This is a genomic window from Mesorhizobium sp. ESP-6-4, assembly GCF_020164735.1.
Lineage (GTDB): Bacteria > Pseudomonadota > Alphaproteobacteria > Rhizobiales > Rhizobiaceae > Mesorhizobium.
Window position 1 is genome coordinate 20,059 of sequence record NZ_JAIUGS010000011.1, and the last position, 14,682, is coordinate 34,740.

Genomic DNA, 14,682 nt, shown 5'->3' on the forward strand with positions numbered 1-14,682 from the left:
CCGCATGGGCTGAACCAATCAACGCTTCTCCCGCGCAAACTCAATCCGTTTGCGCGGCGCGTTTTGAAATCTTCTCGCTCATTTAATTCTACAAAACCTGTAGCCTTAATGAAGAAATGTCCGCGAGGAGAGCCCGAACATGACAAAGAAGCTGGTGGTTGGATTTTCCGGCAATCTGACCCGTCCGTCAAAGACCAAGGCATTTATCACGCAGATCGCGGACGAAGCGGCTGGCCGCATCGGGGCGGCCTCGGCGGTCCATGACATTGAAGATCTCGGTCTATCGTTCCCGTCGGCACGGCGCATTTCCGATCTCGATCAAACGGCGCGCAATATCGTTGAGCAATTGCTCGGCGCCGACGTTCTGGTAGTGGGGTCGCCGACCTTCAAAGGCAGCTATACCGGACTTTTCAAGCACTTGTTCGATCTGCTCGATCCGTCGTCGCTGCGCGGCAAGCCGATCATTCTCGTTGCCACGGGCGGCGGCGAGCGCCATTCGCTGATTGTCGAGCATCAGCTGCGGCCGCTGTTCGGCTTCTTCGAAGCGCTCACCATGCCGACCGCGATCTACGCTTCCGACAAGGATTTCACCGACGGCGTGCTGGTGTCGGAAGCCACCCAAGCCCGCGCCCGACAGGCCGTTGCCGAGGTTTTGCGCATCGTTGGCGAAACTCGCAGCGTCGGCCTCGCCGCCTGAATTCAGGCAGTTTTGGAACCCGAAGGATCAGCCATGACCAGCTCCAGCACATCCAGACAGATCAAGCTCGGCGCCTTTCTGCCCGGCGGCGGCCAGCACGTCGCGGCTTGGCGCCATCCGGACGCGCCGGCCGATGGCGCCACCAATTTCGAGTTCCACAAGCAACTCGCACTGACCGCCGAGCGGGGTCTGTTCGACGCCTATTTCCTGGCTGACAATCTCACCATCGGCCTCGGCGCCCGTGAAGGCGGCAACGCCAAGATCGCCGGTTTCGAGCCGGTGACATTGTTTGCCGCGCTGGCGCCGTTGACCACGCATATCGGCTTCATCGCCACCGCCTCGACCACCTATGAAGAACCCTACACGCTCGCGCGCAAATTCGCCTCGCTCGATCTTTTGTCGAACGGGCGCGCCGGCTGGAACGTGGTGACGTCGGCCGGCGACGACACGGCGCGCAACTTCAATCGTGACGTCCAGCCCAATCATGCCGAGCGCTATGCGCGGGCGCATGAGCATGTCGAAACGGTCAAGGCGCTGTGGGACAGCTGGGAAGACGACGCCTTCATCCGCGACAAGAAGACGGGCCGTTTCTACGACAAGGACAAGCTGCATGACGTGAACCACAAGGGCGCGCATTTCAGCGTCAAGGGGCCGCTCAACGTGCCGCGTCCGGTGCAGGGTCATCCGGTGGTCGTGCAGGCGGGACAGTCGGAGGACGGTCGCGGACTCGCGGCGGCGTCGGCCGAGGTGATATTCACCGCGCATCAGAACCTTGCCTCGGCGCAGGAGTTCTATCGCGACATCAAGGCGCGCGTCGCAGAGGCCGGGCGCGATCCGGCGCAGGTGCTTATCATGCCGGGCGTGGCGCCCTTCGTCGGCCGCACCGAGGAAGAGGCCCGTGCCAAATACCAGCAGCTGAACGACCTGATCCTGCCGGAGGACGGCGTGGCGCTGCTCAACGGGCTTGCCGGCCAGACGCTCGACCTCAGGGACTATCCGCTCGACGGCCCGCTGCCGCCGAGCAGGGAGACCGAAGGCATGAAGAGCCGCCAGGCGCTGATCCGCCAGATCGCGGACGAGCATAATTTCACGATCCGCCAGCTCTATCAGTGGGTTGCGACCGCGCGCGGCCATTACACGGTGATCGGCAGTGCCGCCCAGGTCGCCGATCAGCTGGAGGAATGGTTCACGAGCGAGGCCGCCGACGGCTTCAATATCCTGCCGCCATGGCTGCCCGGCGCGCTCGACGACTTCGTAGACCTGGTGATCCCGGAGCTGCAACGTCGCGGCCTGTTCCGCACCGCTTACGAGGGCAGGACGCTGCGCAAAAATCTTGGCCTGAGGCGACCGCAGAATCCGTGGACGGCCGCGCGCTCGACCGTGCTCGCCGCCGAATGATTCCTGACGCGAGAGGGCAAGACGATGACTTTGCAGCATATCGAAAAGACGGTCGGTATCGGCCGGCATGAGGGTGGCAGCGGCACCGGCATGGAGCCGCTGCGCCTCCTGACGCGGACTTCGGCGCGAATCCTGTCGCGTTATGGCGTGCTGCTCGGCTTCCTCGTGTTCTGGCAGGTGGCAGCGAGCAGCGGCTGGGTCAATTCGGCCGTGCTGCCGCCGGTCGACACGATCGTCGCGGCGCTCTGGAAGGGCCTCATTGGCGGCAGCCTGCTCGGCGACATAGCCATCAGCCTGCAGCGTGCCGGCCTTGCATTCGCGGCGGCCGTCGTCGTCGCCATTCCGCTTGGCCTGGTCATGGGCCAGGCGCGTGCCGTGGAGACCGCGCTCGACCCGATCCTGCAGTTGTTCCGTCAGACCTCGGCGCTGGCGCTCTACCCGGTGTTCATCCTGCTTCTGGGACTGGGTGAAGCTTCGAAGGTGTTCGTCATCTTCTGGGCGACGCTGTTTCCGCTGCTGCTCAACACCTTCAGCGGCGTCAAGGAGGTCGACCCGAAGCTGCTCGAAATGGCGCGCGCCTATGGCGCCCGGCGGCTGACGAATTTCCGCCGCGTCGTGCTGCCGGGCGCTGTGCCGTCGATCTTCGTCGGCCTGCGGCTCGGCGCCACGACCGCGCTGCTGCTCTTGATCGCTTCGGAGATGATCGGTGCCAACAAGGGCATCGGCTTCCAGGTGATGAATGCCCAGTACAATTTCCAGATTCCGCTGATGTTCGCGGCGATCGTCATCCTGGCGGCACTCGGCCTGATCGCCAACCAGGTGCTGGTCGTCCTGCAGCGGCGGCTGTGTCGTTGGAATGTTTCAGCCGGCTAAGCACCCAAACCTTCACCGTCACTCCCAAAACAACGAAAGGCTTGATCATGAGCATCACCCGCCGTTCGCTTCTCCTGCGCGCTCCGCTTGCTGCCGGCATTCTCGCCGGCCTGCCGTCGATCGCCATGGCGCAAGCCGCATCCGTCAAGATCCGCTATCTCGCCAGCCGCGGCAGCATCTCCCCGCATGAGCTGGCCGACGCGCTCGGCTATTTCAAGGGCCTCGGCATCGAGCTCGAAAATGTCGGCTATGCCGCGGGCGGCCCGGAATCGCTGTTCGCGCTCGCGTCCGGCAGCGTCGACCTGGGCTCGGCAGCCACGCCGGCGGTGATCAACTCTATCGCCGGCGGCAACGACTTCGTCGCGGCTTATCCCAGCAACGGCATCAACAAGGATGTGAAGAGTGTCTTCTACGTGCTGGAAGACAGTCCGATCAAATCGATCGCCGACATTGCCGGCAAGACGATCTCGGTCAACACGCTCGGCGCCCATCTCGATTATACGGTGCGCGAGGCGCTGCACAGCGTTGGCCTGCCGCCGGACGCGGCCAAGCTGGTGGTGGTGCCCGGGCCGCAGCTCGAACAGACCTTGCGCTCGCGTCAGGTCGATATTGCCGGGCTGGGTTATTGGCAAGCGACGTTTGCGGGCCAACTGGTCAGCAATGGCGGTGTGCGCGGCGTCTTCAACGATACCGACGTGCTCGGCGAAATCGCCGGTGGCTTCGTCGTCCTGCGTCGTGATTTCATCACGGCGAATCCGGAGGCAGCCCACAACTTCGTCGAACAGTCGGCGCGCGCGTCGGACTGGTCGCGGCAAAATCCGGACGAGACGCGCAAGCTGCTCGCCGACATCCTCAACAGGCGTGGCGAGAATGGCGAGCTGGCGCGCTACTGGACCGGCTTCGGCCTGCGCGAAAAGGCGGCGGTGACCGACCGCGACGTCGAGTTCTGGGTGAATATCCTCGAGCGCGACGGCCGGCTGCCGAAAGGCAAGCTCAAGGCTTCCGACATTCTCTACCGTCTCGGCGAAACCAAGACCAATTGAGCACGGAGACGCAAACCATGCCCACGGCACGCGGCGGCGATGTCACGATCCGCGACCTGTCGAAATCCTTCGCTCTCGCCGGGCGGCAGCTTGCCGTGCTGCGCTCGCTCAATCTCGATATCCGCTCCGGCGAATGCCTGGTCATTGTCGGCGCAAGCGGTTCCGGCAAGACGACGCTGCTGCGCATCCTTGCCGGGCTGGAGCGGGCCGATGGCGGCGCCGTCGCGATCGACGGCAAGCGGATTGAGGGCGTCGGCGAAGAGCGAGCGGTAATTTTCCAGGAGCCGCGGCTGCTGCCCTGGCTGACTGTGCTCGGCAATGTCGCCTTCGGTCTCGAAGTGCGCGGCATTGCCAAGGCGGAGGCCGAGAAGCGGGCGCGTTTCTATGTCGCCCTGGTCGGCCTTGCCGAATTCAGCGATGCATATCCCAGGCAGCTCTCCGGCGGCATGGCGCAGCGCGTCGGCATCGCCAGGGCACTGACGGTGCAGCCGGAAATCCTGCTGCTCGACGAGCCGCTCGGGGCGCTCGACGCCATGACCAAGATCTCCATGCAGGAGGAGCTGGCGCGCATCTGGAGCGACGAGAATGTCACCATGGTCATGGTGACTCATGACCTTGAAGAGGCGATCTATCTTGCCGACAGGGTGCTGATCCTGCCCAGGGAGAAAGGCGGCGCGGCGCGACTGATCGATGTCGACCTACCGCGGCCGCGCGAGCGCAGCGAAAGCCGCTTCGTGCGCTATCGCGAGGAGTTGCTACGCGAGTTCGGCCTGCACTAGGTTGATATTCAGGTGATGCCGGCTCGATCTTGATCTCAATTAGCCTTGGGCGGTGTCCAGCACCTGGCCGCCGCTTAAAGCATTGCGCAGCGCCTGGATTTGCCGGTTCAGCGCATCGAGTTCAGCCAGTTTCATGCCTGAGCGCTCGATCAGGGTCTCGTTCAGGCAATTGCACCGGACGAGCAGAGCACGTCCGGCGGCGGTGAGATCGACCTGCACCTGGCGCTCGTCCGTCTGGCTGCGCTGGCGGGTGACAAGGCCTGCCTGTTCCATGCGTTTCACCAGCGGCGTGATGGTGCTCGATTCGAGGGCCAGCCGATGCGCGATGCTGCCCACCGACATGCCGTCCGTCTCTCCCAGCGCATTGAGCACCAGATATTGCGGATAGGTGATCCCCATCTCGTCCAGCATCGGCTTGTAGGTGCGGTTGATCGCCATGCTGGTGGCGTAGAGGGTGAAGCAGAGCTGATTGTCCAACGGGAGAGGCACGGCGCATTCCTTTGCCGACTGAGCATCCTTTGTGTACCACGGGAAATGGTATCGCGATACATTTTTTCGTGGACAAGGCTCCCGATCTCCATTACCAAATAATTATCGCGATATTGTTTATCGCGCTAATACAAGGAGATTGAGATGACCTCGCAGACCAAGTCGGGTTCGGGCAGCGGCACGATCGCCACGAAGGACGGAACGCAGATCTTCTACAAGGACTGGGGGACTGGCCAGCCGGTCGTCTTCCACCATGGCTGGCCGCTGAGCAGCGACGACTGGGACGCCCAGATGCTGTTCTTCCTGGCACAGGGCTACCGCGTCATCGCACATGACCGGCGCGGCCATGGCAGGTCCAGCCAGACCGATACCGGCAATGAGATGGACACCTATGCCGCGGATGTGGCGGCGCTCGCGGAACATCTCGACCTCAAGAATGCCATCCATGTCGGTCATTCAACAGGCGGCGGCGAGGTGGCGCGCTATGTCGCGCAACATGGCGGCGGAGGCCGCGTCGCCAAGGCCGTGCTGATCGGCGCGGTGCCGCCGATCATGTTGAAGACGCCGGCCAATCCCGGCGGCCTGCCGATCGAGGTGTTCGACGGTTTCCGCGCGGCGCTGGCGGCCAACCGGGCACAGTTCTTCCACGACGTGCCGGCCGGCCCGTTCTACGGCTTCAACCGTCCCGGCGCCCAGGCTTCCGAAGGTGTCATCGACAATTGGTGGCGCCAGGGCATGATGGGCGGCGCCAAGGCGCATTACGACTGCATCAAGGCCTTCTCAGAAACAGACTTCACCGAGGACCTGAAGAAAATCGACGTGCCGGTGCTGGTCATGCATGGCGACGACGACCAGATCGTCCCGATCGCCGACTCTGCGCTCCTCTCGATCAAGCTGCTCAAGAAGGGCGAGCTCAAGGTTTACAAGGGCTTTCCGCACGGCATGGCAACGACCCATGCGGATGTCATCAACGCCGACCTGCTGGCCTTCTTCAAGGCCTGAGGCTGGCCGCCAAAACGCGAAAGCACCCGCCCTCGGGCGGGTGCTGTAAGATGACGGATCATCGTTTCGCGGTTGGGCGGGACGTTCGATATTGTCCCTATGCCGTCCTTTCGATATCGGCGAGAAGTCAGCGCCCGGCCGCCGATATCATCTCCAGACTCGGCACCGAAAAATGGTACTGTCGCCTCTGGAGAAGGGGGCAAGAAAATGAGTGCCGTCGTAGGATCGCTGCTTGATGCCGGCGATTGCAGCATCACGCTGATCCGATGAGATATGTTTCGCTGGGAACGTATCCGATCCGGCAGCCGGTCCAGGGCGGCCAGCTGCGGGCGAACGCCATCCACAGGGTCCTGCGGGATTGTGGATGGGAAACACGCCATGTCCTCGTTACTCCCAACCGCGGCGCCAGGCGGGAAATGGAGGCCGGCGATCTTTTCATCGAGATGCCGCGCCGGTTTCGCAAGCAGATGGCCAGGCGCAAATGGCGTTCCGATATCGCCACCGCCGAATTCATCGCGCGCAGCAGCTCCCATCGCCTTGAAATCGCAAGATTTCTCGACGACTTCAGGCCGGATGTCATTGCCGTGGAGCAAGGCTGGCTTTGGCCGGCTTTGCGTGAGTATGTTGAGACGTGCCCGCCCGAGGCGAATTTTTCAATCGTCTACAGCTCGCACAATGTCGAACAGCACTTGCTGGCGCAAGAGGCCGCGATTGCCGGCGCGGGAACGGACCTCTGGAGCGCTCGACGTGCGGCGGACATCGAGTCCGATCTTGCCGCAAAGGCGGACCTGGTGGTCGCGGTCAGCGAGCAGGATGCAGCCCATTTTCGCAAGCTCAATCCAAGCGTGGTGGTCGCCGCCAACGGCGTATGGCCGCGGGAAACGCCCGTCGGCCTCGATCGTTGGGCATCGCGGTTCGCCGGCCTGCGCACGGCGCTGTTCGTCGGGTCGGGCCATCCGCCCAACGCCCGCGGTTTTCTGCAGATGACGGATCCGGACCTTGGTTTTCTCTCAGCCTCGGAACGGATTGTGGTGGTTGGCGGCGTTGCCGACCAGATCCGCAACGATCCCGGATTCCTGCGGCATCGTGGCGCCGACAATGCCCGGATCGAGCTGCTCGGCATGCAGGACGGCGCGAACCTCAGCGCGCTGATCGAGCTTGCGGACGTCGTGATGCTTCCGATCGTCGAGGGCGGCGGCACGAATATCAAGACCGCGGAAGCGCTGTACAACCGCAAGCCGGTCGTGGCGACATCCTTCGCGTTGCGCGGCTACGAGCAATTCCAGCATTGGCCGAATGTCCGGCTGGCGGACAGGCCGGAAGACTTCCGGGATGTGCTTGCCCAGGCGCTCAGAAGCGAGCCTGAAGAGCTGAATTCGGCGGACATCGCGCAGCTCGACACGCTGCTTTGGAGTTCGACGCTCCGAAAGCTTCCCGAGCTGTTTGCAGCGCTGCCGAGGCGGCAACGCCAGCCGGCGGCGAAGCCAGCCGATGGCCGGGGTCGCTTTCTTCACGGCCTTTTGCAACGCCTGGGTTTGAGGGGAAGGAGCTGATCTCGTCGCGAGGGCGGCGAGGGAAGAAGCTGCTTGTTGGATAAAGCAAGCGTCGCGCCATGGGACGCCGCCGCCGGCTCCGAAACCTTCAAGGCTCCGAACCCGGCGGCGATCTTTTGTTGAACGGCAGCTTGGCCGCTGATCCGATCGGCTCAGGCTTTCCGCGCTTCCTTCATGTTGGGCAGGAAAACAGTCAGCAGGCCGAGGAAGGGCAGGTACGAGCAGATCTGGTAGACGAAGTCGATGCCCTTCATGTCGGCGACGACGCCGAGCACCGCGGCGGCGATGCCGCCCATGCCGAAGGCGAAGCCGAAGAAGATGCCGGCGATCATGCCGACGCGGCCCGGAACCAGCTCCTGCGCGAAGACGACGATGTTGGAGAAGGCCGACGACAGGATCAGGCCGATCAGCACGGTAAGCACCATCGTCCATTCCAGATTGGCGTAGGGCAGCGCCAGCGTGAAGGGTAGCACACCGACGATCGAGAACCAGATCATCGCCTTCTGGCCGTAGCGGTCGCCGAAGGGGCCGCCGAGCAGGATGCCCAGCGCCGAGGCGCCGAGGAAGAGGAACAGCATCACCTGGCTCATCTGCACCGAAACGCCGAATTTATGCATGGCGTAGAAGGTGTAGTAGCTGGAGAGCGAGGCGATATATGCGTTCTTGGTCAGCACCAGCAGCGTCAGCACGGCCAACGCCCACATGACCTTCTTGCGCGCGAAGGGCGAGACATGGGCAGCCTGCTTGCGGGTGGCCAGCGAGGCGCGCAGCCGGCTGTACCAGCCGCCGACCCGCCACAGAACGACGATGCCGATCAGCGAGCCGACGGCGAACCAGGAAATGCTGGTCTGGCCGAACGGCACGACGATGAAGGCGGCGAGCAGCGGGCCCATGGCCTGGCCGAAATTGCCGCCCACCTGGAACAGCGATTGCGCCAGGCCGAACCGGCCGCCCGAGGCGAAGCGGGCGATACGCGAGGATTCCGGATGGAAGATCGCCGAGCCGATGCCGATCAGCGAGGCGCCGATCAGGAGCAGCCAGTAATGACCGGCATGGGCGAGCACCACCAGGCCGACCAGCGACGAGGCCATGCCCCAAGGCAAGGAGTAGGGCATCGGCTTCTTGTCGGTGATCATGCCGATCACCGGCTGCAGCAGCGAGGCCGTCACCTGGAAGGTGAAGGTCAAAAGGCCGATCTGCCAGAAATCGAGACCGTAATTGTCCTTGAGCAGCGGATAGATCGCCGAAAGCAGCGACTGCATGATGTCGTTGACGCAGTGGCAGAAGCTCACCGCAAGAATGACGGTGAAGGCCGTCGCCTGCGCCGAGATGTTGCTTGCCGGCGCCGGTGCGGCGACGGAGGTGGCGGTCGTATCAGTCAAGGCAATGCTCCGTAGTCTCTTGTTGGAGCATGGTCTTTTCCGAAAACCGGTTCCCACTTTTCGGGATCATGCTCTGGGCGGGCCGAACCGCAGCCGGCCTTATAGGCCCGTTGCTAAGCGACTTCTTTCGTGGTTTGGTCCAATAGTTTCGCAAGTGGGCCACATCGATGCCGCATGGCAAGGAGATATTCAAGGGCGACGCCGCCGAGCTCGGCCGGCTGCATGAAAGCCGCTGGCAATGGCTGGAACAGGCTGTCGGGCCGGCGGTCGCGCTGCCGACCGAATATCCGGACGGCTATCACGTGCCGCAGCACCGCCACAGCCGCAGCCAGCTGCTGCACGCGCTGGTCGGCGTGGTCCTGGTGACGACCAGGCACGGGCGCTGGATGGTGCCGCCCGACCATGCGATGTGGATACCAGCCGGCATCGAGCATTCCGTCGAGATGTTGGGCGACGTCTCGATGCGCTCGGTCTATGTGATGCCGGGCGCCATTGCCGGCCTGCCGGACAGCTTGCGCGTCGTCGGCATTACCGAGCTGATGCACAGCCTGATCGTCGAATCGGAGAAGCTGCCGCAGGGCGGCGAGCTCGAAGGGCGGGCAGCACTTGTCATGGGACTGCTGCTGCACGAGATCCCGAACCTGCCGGAACGACCACTCGGCTTGCCTTTCCCGTCCGATCCGAAGCTCGCGGCGCTTTGCCGGCGTTTCGTGGCGGCCCCTTCGCCGCATGCGACGATCGACGAATGGGCGGATGCCGCGGGCATGAGCCGGCGCTCTTTCACCCGCGCCTTCCATCGCCAGACCGGGCTGTCGCTGTCGACCTGGCGCCAGCAGGCCTGCCTTTTCGCGGCGTTGCCAAGGCTCGCCGACGGCGAGCCGATCACCAGGGTGGCGCTCGATCTCGGCTATGACAGCGTGCCGGCCTTCATCACCATGTTCAAGCGCATGCTCGGCGCTTCGCCGCGCGGCTATATGCGTGGCTCGCGCGATGCCGGTGAGAACCAGCGCCGTACAGGCGGTCCGATCGCCGCGTGAAACAGCGCCAAGCGGCATTGAGCCGGTGTGCCGGTTCTCGGCCTAGGCGCCAATTCTGATTGCAATTTGCAATCAGTTATGTTTCTTTTGCGAGAAACGCAAAATCGGAGGCCCCATGGCAACGATCGTCTATGCCATGCTGACATCGCTGGACGGCTACATCGCCGGGCCGAGCGGAGACATCGACTTGCCGGTTCCCGAGGAAGAATTGCATCGGTATTTCAACGACGAGATGAGGCGGACGTCGATCGCGCTGTGCGGGCGCCGGATGTATGAAACCATGCGCTTCTGGGACAGCCCGGAACGCGATATCGCGGCTGGGGAGGTCGAGCGGGATTTTGCCCGCGCGTGGCGGGAGACGCCGAAGGTCGTGTTTTCGACCACGCTTCAGGAGGTCGGGCCGAATGCCCGCCTGGTGAAGGCTGACGCGGAGGCGGTGGCAAGGACCCTCAAGACGGATACAGATGGCGAGATTTCGGTCTCCGGCGCCGACCTTGCCGGGCACCTTGCGCGTGCCGGCCTAATCGACGAATACCGGCTTTACGTGCATCCGGTCGTGCTGGGCGGCGGCAAGCCCTATTTCCAGTCCGGCCGGTCGCTGGCGTTAAAGCCGCTCGGCACGGAGCGCCTTGCCCAAGGGGTCACGCTGCTGCGCTATGCGCCCGCGGGAACCAGTTTCTGATCAATCGAACAGGCTCGAGACCGATTCTTCCGTCGCGGTGCGCGAGATCGCTTCGCCCAGCAGGTCGGCGATCGAAATGACACGGATGTTCGGGGCGTCGAGCACGCCCTGCGTCGGCTGAATGGAATCTGTGATCACCAGTTCCTGCAGCTTCGAGCCGGCGATACGGGCAACGGCGCCGCCGGAGAGCACGCCATGGGTGATGTAGGCGGTGACGGAGGTCGCGCCATTGGCCAGCAGCGCGTCGGCCGCGTTGCAAAGCGTGCCGCCGGAATCGACGATGTCGTCGATCAGGAGGCAGTCCTTGCCGGCGACGGCGCCGATGATGTTCATGACTTCCGATTCGCCGGGACGCTCGCGGCGCTTGTCGACGATAGCGAGTTGCGCGTCGAAGCGCTTTGCCAGCGCGCGCGCCCGCACCACGCCGCCAATGTCCGGCGACACGACGACGACATTGCCAAGCTGCTTGTACTTGGCCTTCACGTCGCGGGCCATCACCGGCACCGAGAACAGATTGTCGGTCGGGATGTCGAAGAAACCCTGGATCTGGCCGGCATGGAGATCAAGCGTCAGCACGCGGTCGGCGCCGGCGCGGGTGATCATATTGGCGACCAGCTTGGCCGAGATCGGCGTGCGGCCCGAGGCGCGGCGGTCCTGCCTTGCATAGCCGAAATAGGGGATGACCGCCGTGATGCGCCGCGCCGAGGAGCGCATGAAGGCGTCCATCATGATGAGCAGTTCCATCAGATGGTCGTTGGTCGGATAAGAGGTCGATTGCAGGATGAAGACATCCTCGCCGCGCACGTTTTCCTGGATCTCGACGAAGATTTCCTGGTCGGCGAAGCGCCTGACGCTGGCCTTGCCCAGCGGGACGTTGAGATAGCGAGCGACCGCCTCGGCCAGCACCCGATTGGAATTGCCCGCGAAAAGCTTCATGCACCGTTCCTGGTGAAGGATGGAGAGGCCGGAGAGACTCTCATGCGCCTTTTAAGCGGGCTTTTAGCGGGCCGGGCCGGTATTGCAAGCCTCGTCGTGGGGAATCCTTCCGGCGGCCGCAACAAACACGGAAAACATCGCAAGCCGGCAACAGTTTGGCCGGCAACAGTTCGGCCGCGCTGGTCCGGTCAACCGGCGCCGCCGCTGCCGAGCCAGGCGGCGAACTGGTCGATCGTCTGGTCGGCAATGGCCTGCATGGTCGCGGGCGCCACCGTGGGCCAGCCTTCGCCGCTGCCGGCCGCGGGCGCCTTCTGCTGGCCATTGATGCGGTGCAGGCGATTGCCGGAGGGGTCGTAGATGTCCCATACATAGATGACGGTCGTGTCCTTGCCCTCGGACATCGTCGAAAAATAGCCCTTAAGCACATGCGTGGCCGTTTGGTCGGTGCTGCCGACAAGCGTCAGGCCGCGCTGCCGGGCACGGGCCTGCAGTTCCGCCGTCAAGGGCGCCGCAGCCTCCACGGACGCGCCGACGATCGGCGCCACCTGCAGCCGCGTCTTGGCGACAGCCGCGGTCTGGGCCGGTGTCCTGGATGTCGCGGGCGATGCTGTGGTGGAAGGCGCGGGCGAAGGGGCGGGCGCGGTCGTGGTCGGGGTTGTGGCCGTCGTCGATGTGCCCTGCGAAGCGGCCGAGGACTGGGCCGAGCCCGCCGGCGGGATGATCGCCGAAGGTTCGAGCACGTCCTTGGCATTGGTGCAGGCGCCAAGCGCCAGCGCCGCAAGCAATGACACGGTCGTCGCCTGCGATCGTCTCATTTGCCTGAAAACTCCCTGCTGGCGAACGCCCCCGCGTGAACGAACGATTATGGATTCACTGCACGATCAAGTCGAGATCATGGCGCGACAGCGGCTTCGGCGCCGATTCCGTGGTGAGGTAGGTGCGGCCAAGCGTCATCGCGGTCTCGGTCTCAGAGTCCATGATGATCATGTGCGCGAACAGCGTCATGTTGGGCGCGATCGGTTCCGTGTTGCCCTGGTAGAACATCGGCATGTCCATCCAGGACGGCGTGAAGCGGGCGCCGACCGAATAGCCGCAGGCGTTCAGCCGGTGCTTGGTCAGATTGTGCGTTTCGAGCGTGCGGGCATGCGCGTCGAAGACATCGCCGAAAGTGTTGCCCGGCGTCATCGCCTTTTCGACCGCGAGCAGGGCGGCGCGGGAAGCGTCGAACAATTCCTGATGACGTTTCGATACCTTGCCGGTCAAAACGGTGCGCATCATGGGGGCATGGTAGTGGTGGAAGACGCCGGCCCATTCGAGCGTCAGCTGGTCGTTCTTGGTGAGCTTGCGGCGGCCGGCCTTGTAGCGGCAGAGCAAGGCATCGGCGCCGGAGCCGATGATGTATTCGTTGGCGGGGTAGTCGCCGCCGCCGGCAAAGACCGCGCCCTGCATGGCGGCAAGGATCAGCCCTTCGTCGCCGCCTTGCTTGATCAGGGGCAGGGCGGCATCCAGCGCGTCGTCGGAAAGATTGGCGGCCTTTTCCGCCTTGGCGATCTCGGCCGGGCTCTTGAACAGGCGCAGCCGGCCGACGATGCCGGAAGCATCGGCGATCTGGCCGAAGGTCTGCAACTGCTCGTCCAGGCGGCGGCCATTGTAGGCGGTCAAGCCATGGGTGTCGTATTCGACGCCGATGCGGGCGCCGAGCAGATCGAGGTCGTTGAGCAGGTTGCGCAGGTCGATCGCCGGATTGGCGCCCTGACGATCGGTCCACAGCACGATGTTCTCGATGGTCGAGGTATGGCGCGCCTGTCTCAGATCGGCCGAACGAGTGAGCAGCACCATCGAGCCGTCGGCCTTCACCACCAGGCACTGGAAGAAGCAGAAGCCGAACGTGTCGTAGCCGGTCAGCCAATACATGCTCTCCTGCGCGAACAGGAGCACGGCGTCGAGCTTCTTCTCGGCCATCTCGATCAGCAGCCGGTCGCGCCGCGCGTCGAATTCCGAACGTTCGAAATGCAGCGCCATTATTCTTTCTCCAGAACGATTGCCGAAACCTGACGCCCGTAATCCGCTTCCTTGCGGTGTGTGGTGCGCCGGTAGGAATAGAACAGGTCTTCTTCCGCATAGGTGCAGCGGCCAAGCCCCTCAGCGGTCACGCCGGCCTTGCGCAGCCGGTCGACCGTATATCGGTTGAGATCGAACATCGAGTGGCCGGCGGTCCTCGATGGCCTGAAATAGCGATGATTGCCGGTGTCGGCCTCGACGAAGCGGGCGACGAATTCCGGCCCGACCTCGTAATTGTCGGGGCCGATGGAAGGACCGAGCACGGCGACGATGCGCTCGCGGCTGGCGCCGAGGCTCTCCATCGCGGCGACGGTATTCTCGAGCACGCCAGTGAAGGCACCCTTCCAGCCCGCATGGGCGGCACCGATGACGCGCGCCTCGGCATCGGCGAAGAGAACCGGCCCGCAATCGGCGGTCGAGGCGCCGATAGCGATGCCCGGACGGTCGGTGACGATGGCGTCGGCCTTTGGGCGAGGACCAGCGAAGGGTTCCCTGGCGACGACGACATCCGGCGAATGGACCTGGTGCGCGGTCAACAGATGATCCGCCGGCACGCCCATCCAGGCGGCAACGCGCCGCCGGTTCTCGGCGACCAGTGTCTGATCGTCGCTGGAGCCCGTGCCGATGTTGAGCCCCCGATAGATGCCGTCGGAGACGCCGCCGATGCGCGTGAAATAGCCGTGGCGCATGCCTTGCGCCTTTTCAAGCAGCGGCGAGCGCACTGGATCGGGTCTGGTCTGATTCAGCATG

At 63.9% G+C, this 14,682-nt stretch carries 15 protein-coding genes; 9 read left to right on the top strand and 6 right to left on the bottom strand.

The window, feature by feature from the left end:
* The first annotated feature begins 139 nt into the window (after positions 1-139).
* The 5 genes from msuE to LB523_RS19550 are packed head-to-tail and all read left to right on the top strand — an operon-like array spanning position 140 to position 4,790.
* On the top strand, positions 140-697 hold the full coding sequence (msuE, locus tag LB523_RS19530) for an FMN reductase (protein WP_095766519.1): 558 nt from the start codon (positions 140-142) through the stop codon (positions 695-697).
* 33 nt (positions 698-730) lie between these two features.
* Positions 731-2,095, top strand: coding sequence for an LLM class flavin-dependent oxidoreductase (locus LB523_RS19535; protein WP_224606079.1), 1,365 nt, complete (start codon positions 731-733; stop codon positions 2,093-2,095).
* 24 nt (positions 2,096-2,119) lie between these two features.
* On the top strand, positions 2,120-2,968 hold the full coding sequence (locus LB523_RS19540; protein WP_224606082.1) for an ABC transporter permease: 849 nt from the start codon (positions 2,120-2,122) through the stop codon (positions 2,966-2,968).
* 47 nt (positions 2,969-3,015) lie between these two features.
* Positions 3,016-4,011 carry an ABC transporter substrate-binding protein gene (locus LB523_RS19545; RefSeq protein ID WP_224606086.1) on the top strand — a complete coding sequence of 332 codons (996 nt, stop codon included), beginning with the start codon at positions 3,016-3,018 and terminating at the stop codon, positions 4,009-4,011.
* 17 nt (positions 4,012-4,028) lie between these two features.
* Positions 4,029-4,790 (top strand): ABC transporter ATP-binding protein, encoded by a 762-nt coding sequence (locus tag LB523_RS19550; RefSeq protein ID WP_224606088.1) that lies wholly within the window; start codon positions 4,029-4,031, stop codon positions 4,788-4,790.
* Positions 4,791-4,829: 39 nt separating this feature from the next.
* On the opposite strand, the gene LB523_RS19555 is transcribed toward LB523_RS19550, so the two are convergent.
* Entirely contained in the window at positions 4,830-5,279 is a 450-nt protein-coding gene (locus tag LB523_RS19555; RefSeq protein WP_224606090.1) for a MarR family winged helix-turn-helix transcriptional regulator, read from the bottom strand.
* Between the two features lie 144 nt (positions 5,280-5,423).
* Between LB523_RS19555 and LB523_RS19560 the strand changes: the two genes are divergently transcribed.
* Together LB523_RS19560 and LB523_RS19565 are read left to right on the top strand one after the other, a co-directional pair.
* A complete protein-coding gene (locus LB523_RS19560) occupies positions 5,424-6,281 on the top strand; it encodes an alpha/beta fold hydrolase (RefSeq protein ID WP_224606092.1) in 858 nt (285 codons plus the stop codon).
* A 266-nt stretch (positions 6,282-6,547) separates the two neighbouring features.
* Positions 6,548-7,834 carry a glycosyltransferase gene (locus LB523_RS19565; protein WP_224606094.1) on the top strand — a complete coding sequence of 429 codons (1,287 nt, stop codon included), beginning with the start codon at positions 6,548-6,550 and terminating at the stop codon, positions 7,832-7,834.
* 152 nt (positions 7,835-7,986) lie between these two features.
* Here the strand turns inward: LB523_RS19565 and LB523_RS19570 are convergent, their stop codons facing one another.
* Complete coding sequence (locus LB523_RS19570) at positions 7,987-9,216, bottom strand: MFS transporter (protein WP_181174692.1); 1,230 nt, start codon at positions 9,214-9,216, stop codon at positions 7,987-7,989.
* Positions 9,217-9,383: 167 nt separating this feature from the next.
* On the opposite strand from LB523_RS19570, the gene LB523_RS19575 reads away from it, so the two are divergent.
* Both LB523_RS19575 and LB523_RS19580 read left to right on the top strand, forming a co-directional pair.
* The gene (locus LB523_RS19575; protein ID WP_224604469.1) at positions 9,384-10,253 is read left to right on the top strand and encodes an AraC family transcriptional regulator; all 870 of its coding nucleotides are present in this window, start codon (positions 9,384-9,386) and stop codon (positions 10,251-10,253) included.
* A gap of 115 nt (positions 10,254-10,368) precedes the next feature.
* Positions 10,369-10,935 (top strand): dihydrofolate reductase family protein, encoded by a 567-nt coding sequence (locus LB523_RS19580; RefSeq protein WP_224604472.1) that lies wholly within the window; start codon positions 10,369-10,371, stop codon positions 10,933-10,935.
* Here LB523_RS19580 and LB523_RS19585 read toward each other — a convergent pair whose 3' ends face one another.
* The 4 genes from LB523_RS19585 to pgeF all read right to left on the bottom strand — a co-directional run bounded on the left by LB523_RS19585 (position 10,936) and on the right by pgeF (position 14,681).
* Complete coding sequence (locus LB523_RS19585) at positions 10,936-11,871, bottom strand: ribose-phosphate pyrophosphokinase (RefSeq protein WP_095766529.1); 936 nt, start codon at positions 11,869-11,871, stop codon at positions 10,936-10,938.
* A gap of 188 nt (positions 11,872-12,059) precedes the next feature.
* A complete protein-coding gene (locus tag LB523_RS19590; RefSeq protein WP_224606097.1) occupies positions 12,060-12,686 on the bottom strand; it encodes a hypothetical protein in 627 nt (208 codons plus the stop codon).
* Positions 12,687-12,741: 55 nt separating this feature from the next.
* The gene (locus LB523_RS19595; RefSeq protein ID WP_095766531.1) at positions 12,742-13,893 is read right to left on the bottom strand and encodes a M24 family metallopeptidase; all 1,152 of its coding nucleotides are present in this window, start codon (positions 13,891-13,893) and stop codon (positions 12,742-12,744) included.
* Positions 13,893-14,681: a peptidoglycan editing factor PgeF gene (gene pgeF / locus LB523_RS19600; protein WP_095766532.1), complete on the bottom strand. Its 789-nt coding sequence runs from the start codon at positions 14,679-14,681 to the stop codon at positions 13,893-13,895. Before pgeF ends, LB523_RS19595 begins: the two co-directional genes overlap by 1 nt.
* Position 14,682: the final 1 nt, after the last annotated feature.

What these genes read in the sequence shown, in the direction of transcription:
- msuE (WP_095766519.1), top strand. Translation starts at nt 140, where the DNA reads ATGACAAAGAAGCTGGTGGTTGGATTTTCCGGCAATCTGACCCGTCCG.
- LB523_RS19535 (WP_224606079.1), top strand. Translation starts at nt 731, where the DNA reads ATGACCAGCTCCAGCACATCCAGACAGATCAAGCTCGGCGCCTTTCTG.
- LB523_RS19540 (WP_224606082.1), top strand. Translation starts at nt 2,120, where the DNA reads ATGACTTTGCAGCATATCGAAAAGACGGTCGGTATCGGCCGGCATGAG.
- LB523_RS19545 (WP_224606086.1), top strand. Translation starts at nt 3,016, where the DNA reads ATGAGCATCACCCGCCGTTCGCTTCTCCTGCGCGCTCCGCTTGCTGCC.
- LB523_RS19550 (WP_224606088.1), top strand. Translation starts at nt 4,029, where the DNA reads ATGCCCACGGCACGCGGCGGCGATGTCACGATCCGCGACCTGTCGAAA.
- LB523_RS19560 (WP_224606092.1), top strand. Translation starts at nt 5,424, where the DNA reads ATGACCTCGCAGACCAAGTCGGGTTCGGGCAGCGGCACGATCGCCACG.
- LB523_RS19565 (WP_224606094.1), top strand. Translation starts at nt 6,548, where the DNA reads ATGAGATATGTTTCGCTGGGAACGTATCCGATCCGGCAGCCGGTCCAG.
- LB523_RS19575 (WP_224604469.1), top strand. Translation starts at nt 9,384, where the DNA reads ATGCCGCATGGCAAGGAGATATTCAAGGGCGACGCCGCCGAGCTCGGC.
- LB523_RS19580 (WP_224604472.1), top strand. Translation starts at nt 10,369, where the DNA reads ATGGCAACGATCGTCTATGCCATGCTGACATCGCTGGACGGCTACATC.
- LB523_RS19585 (WP_095766529.1), bottom strand. Translation starts at nt 11,871, where the DNA reads ATGAAGCTTTTCGCGGGCAATTCCAATCGGGTGCTGGCCGAGGCGGTC.
- LB523_RS19590 (WP_224606097.1), bottom strand. Translation starts at nt 12,686, where the DNA reads ATGAGACGATCGCAGGCGACGACCGTGTCATTGCTTGCGGCGCTGGCG.
- LB523_RS19595 (WP_095766531.1), bottom strand. Translation starts at nt 13,893, where the DNA reads ATGGCGCTGCATTTCGAACGTTCGGAATTCGACGCGCGGCGCGACCGG.
- pgeF (WP_095766532.1), bottom strand. Translation starts at nt 14,681, where the DNA reads ATGCTGAATCAGACCAGACCCGATCCAGTGCGCTCGCCGCTGCTTGAA.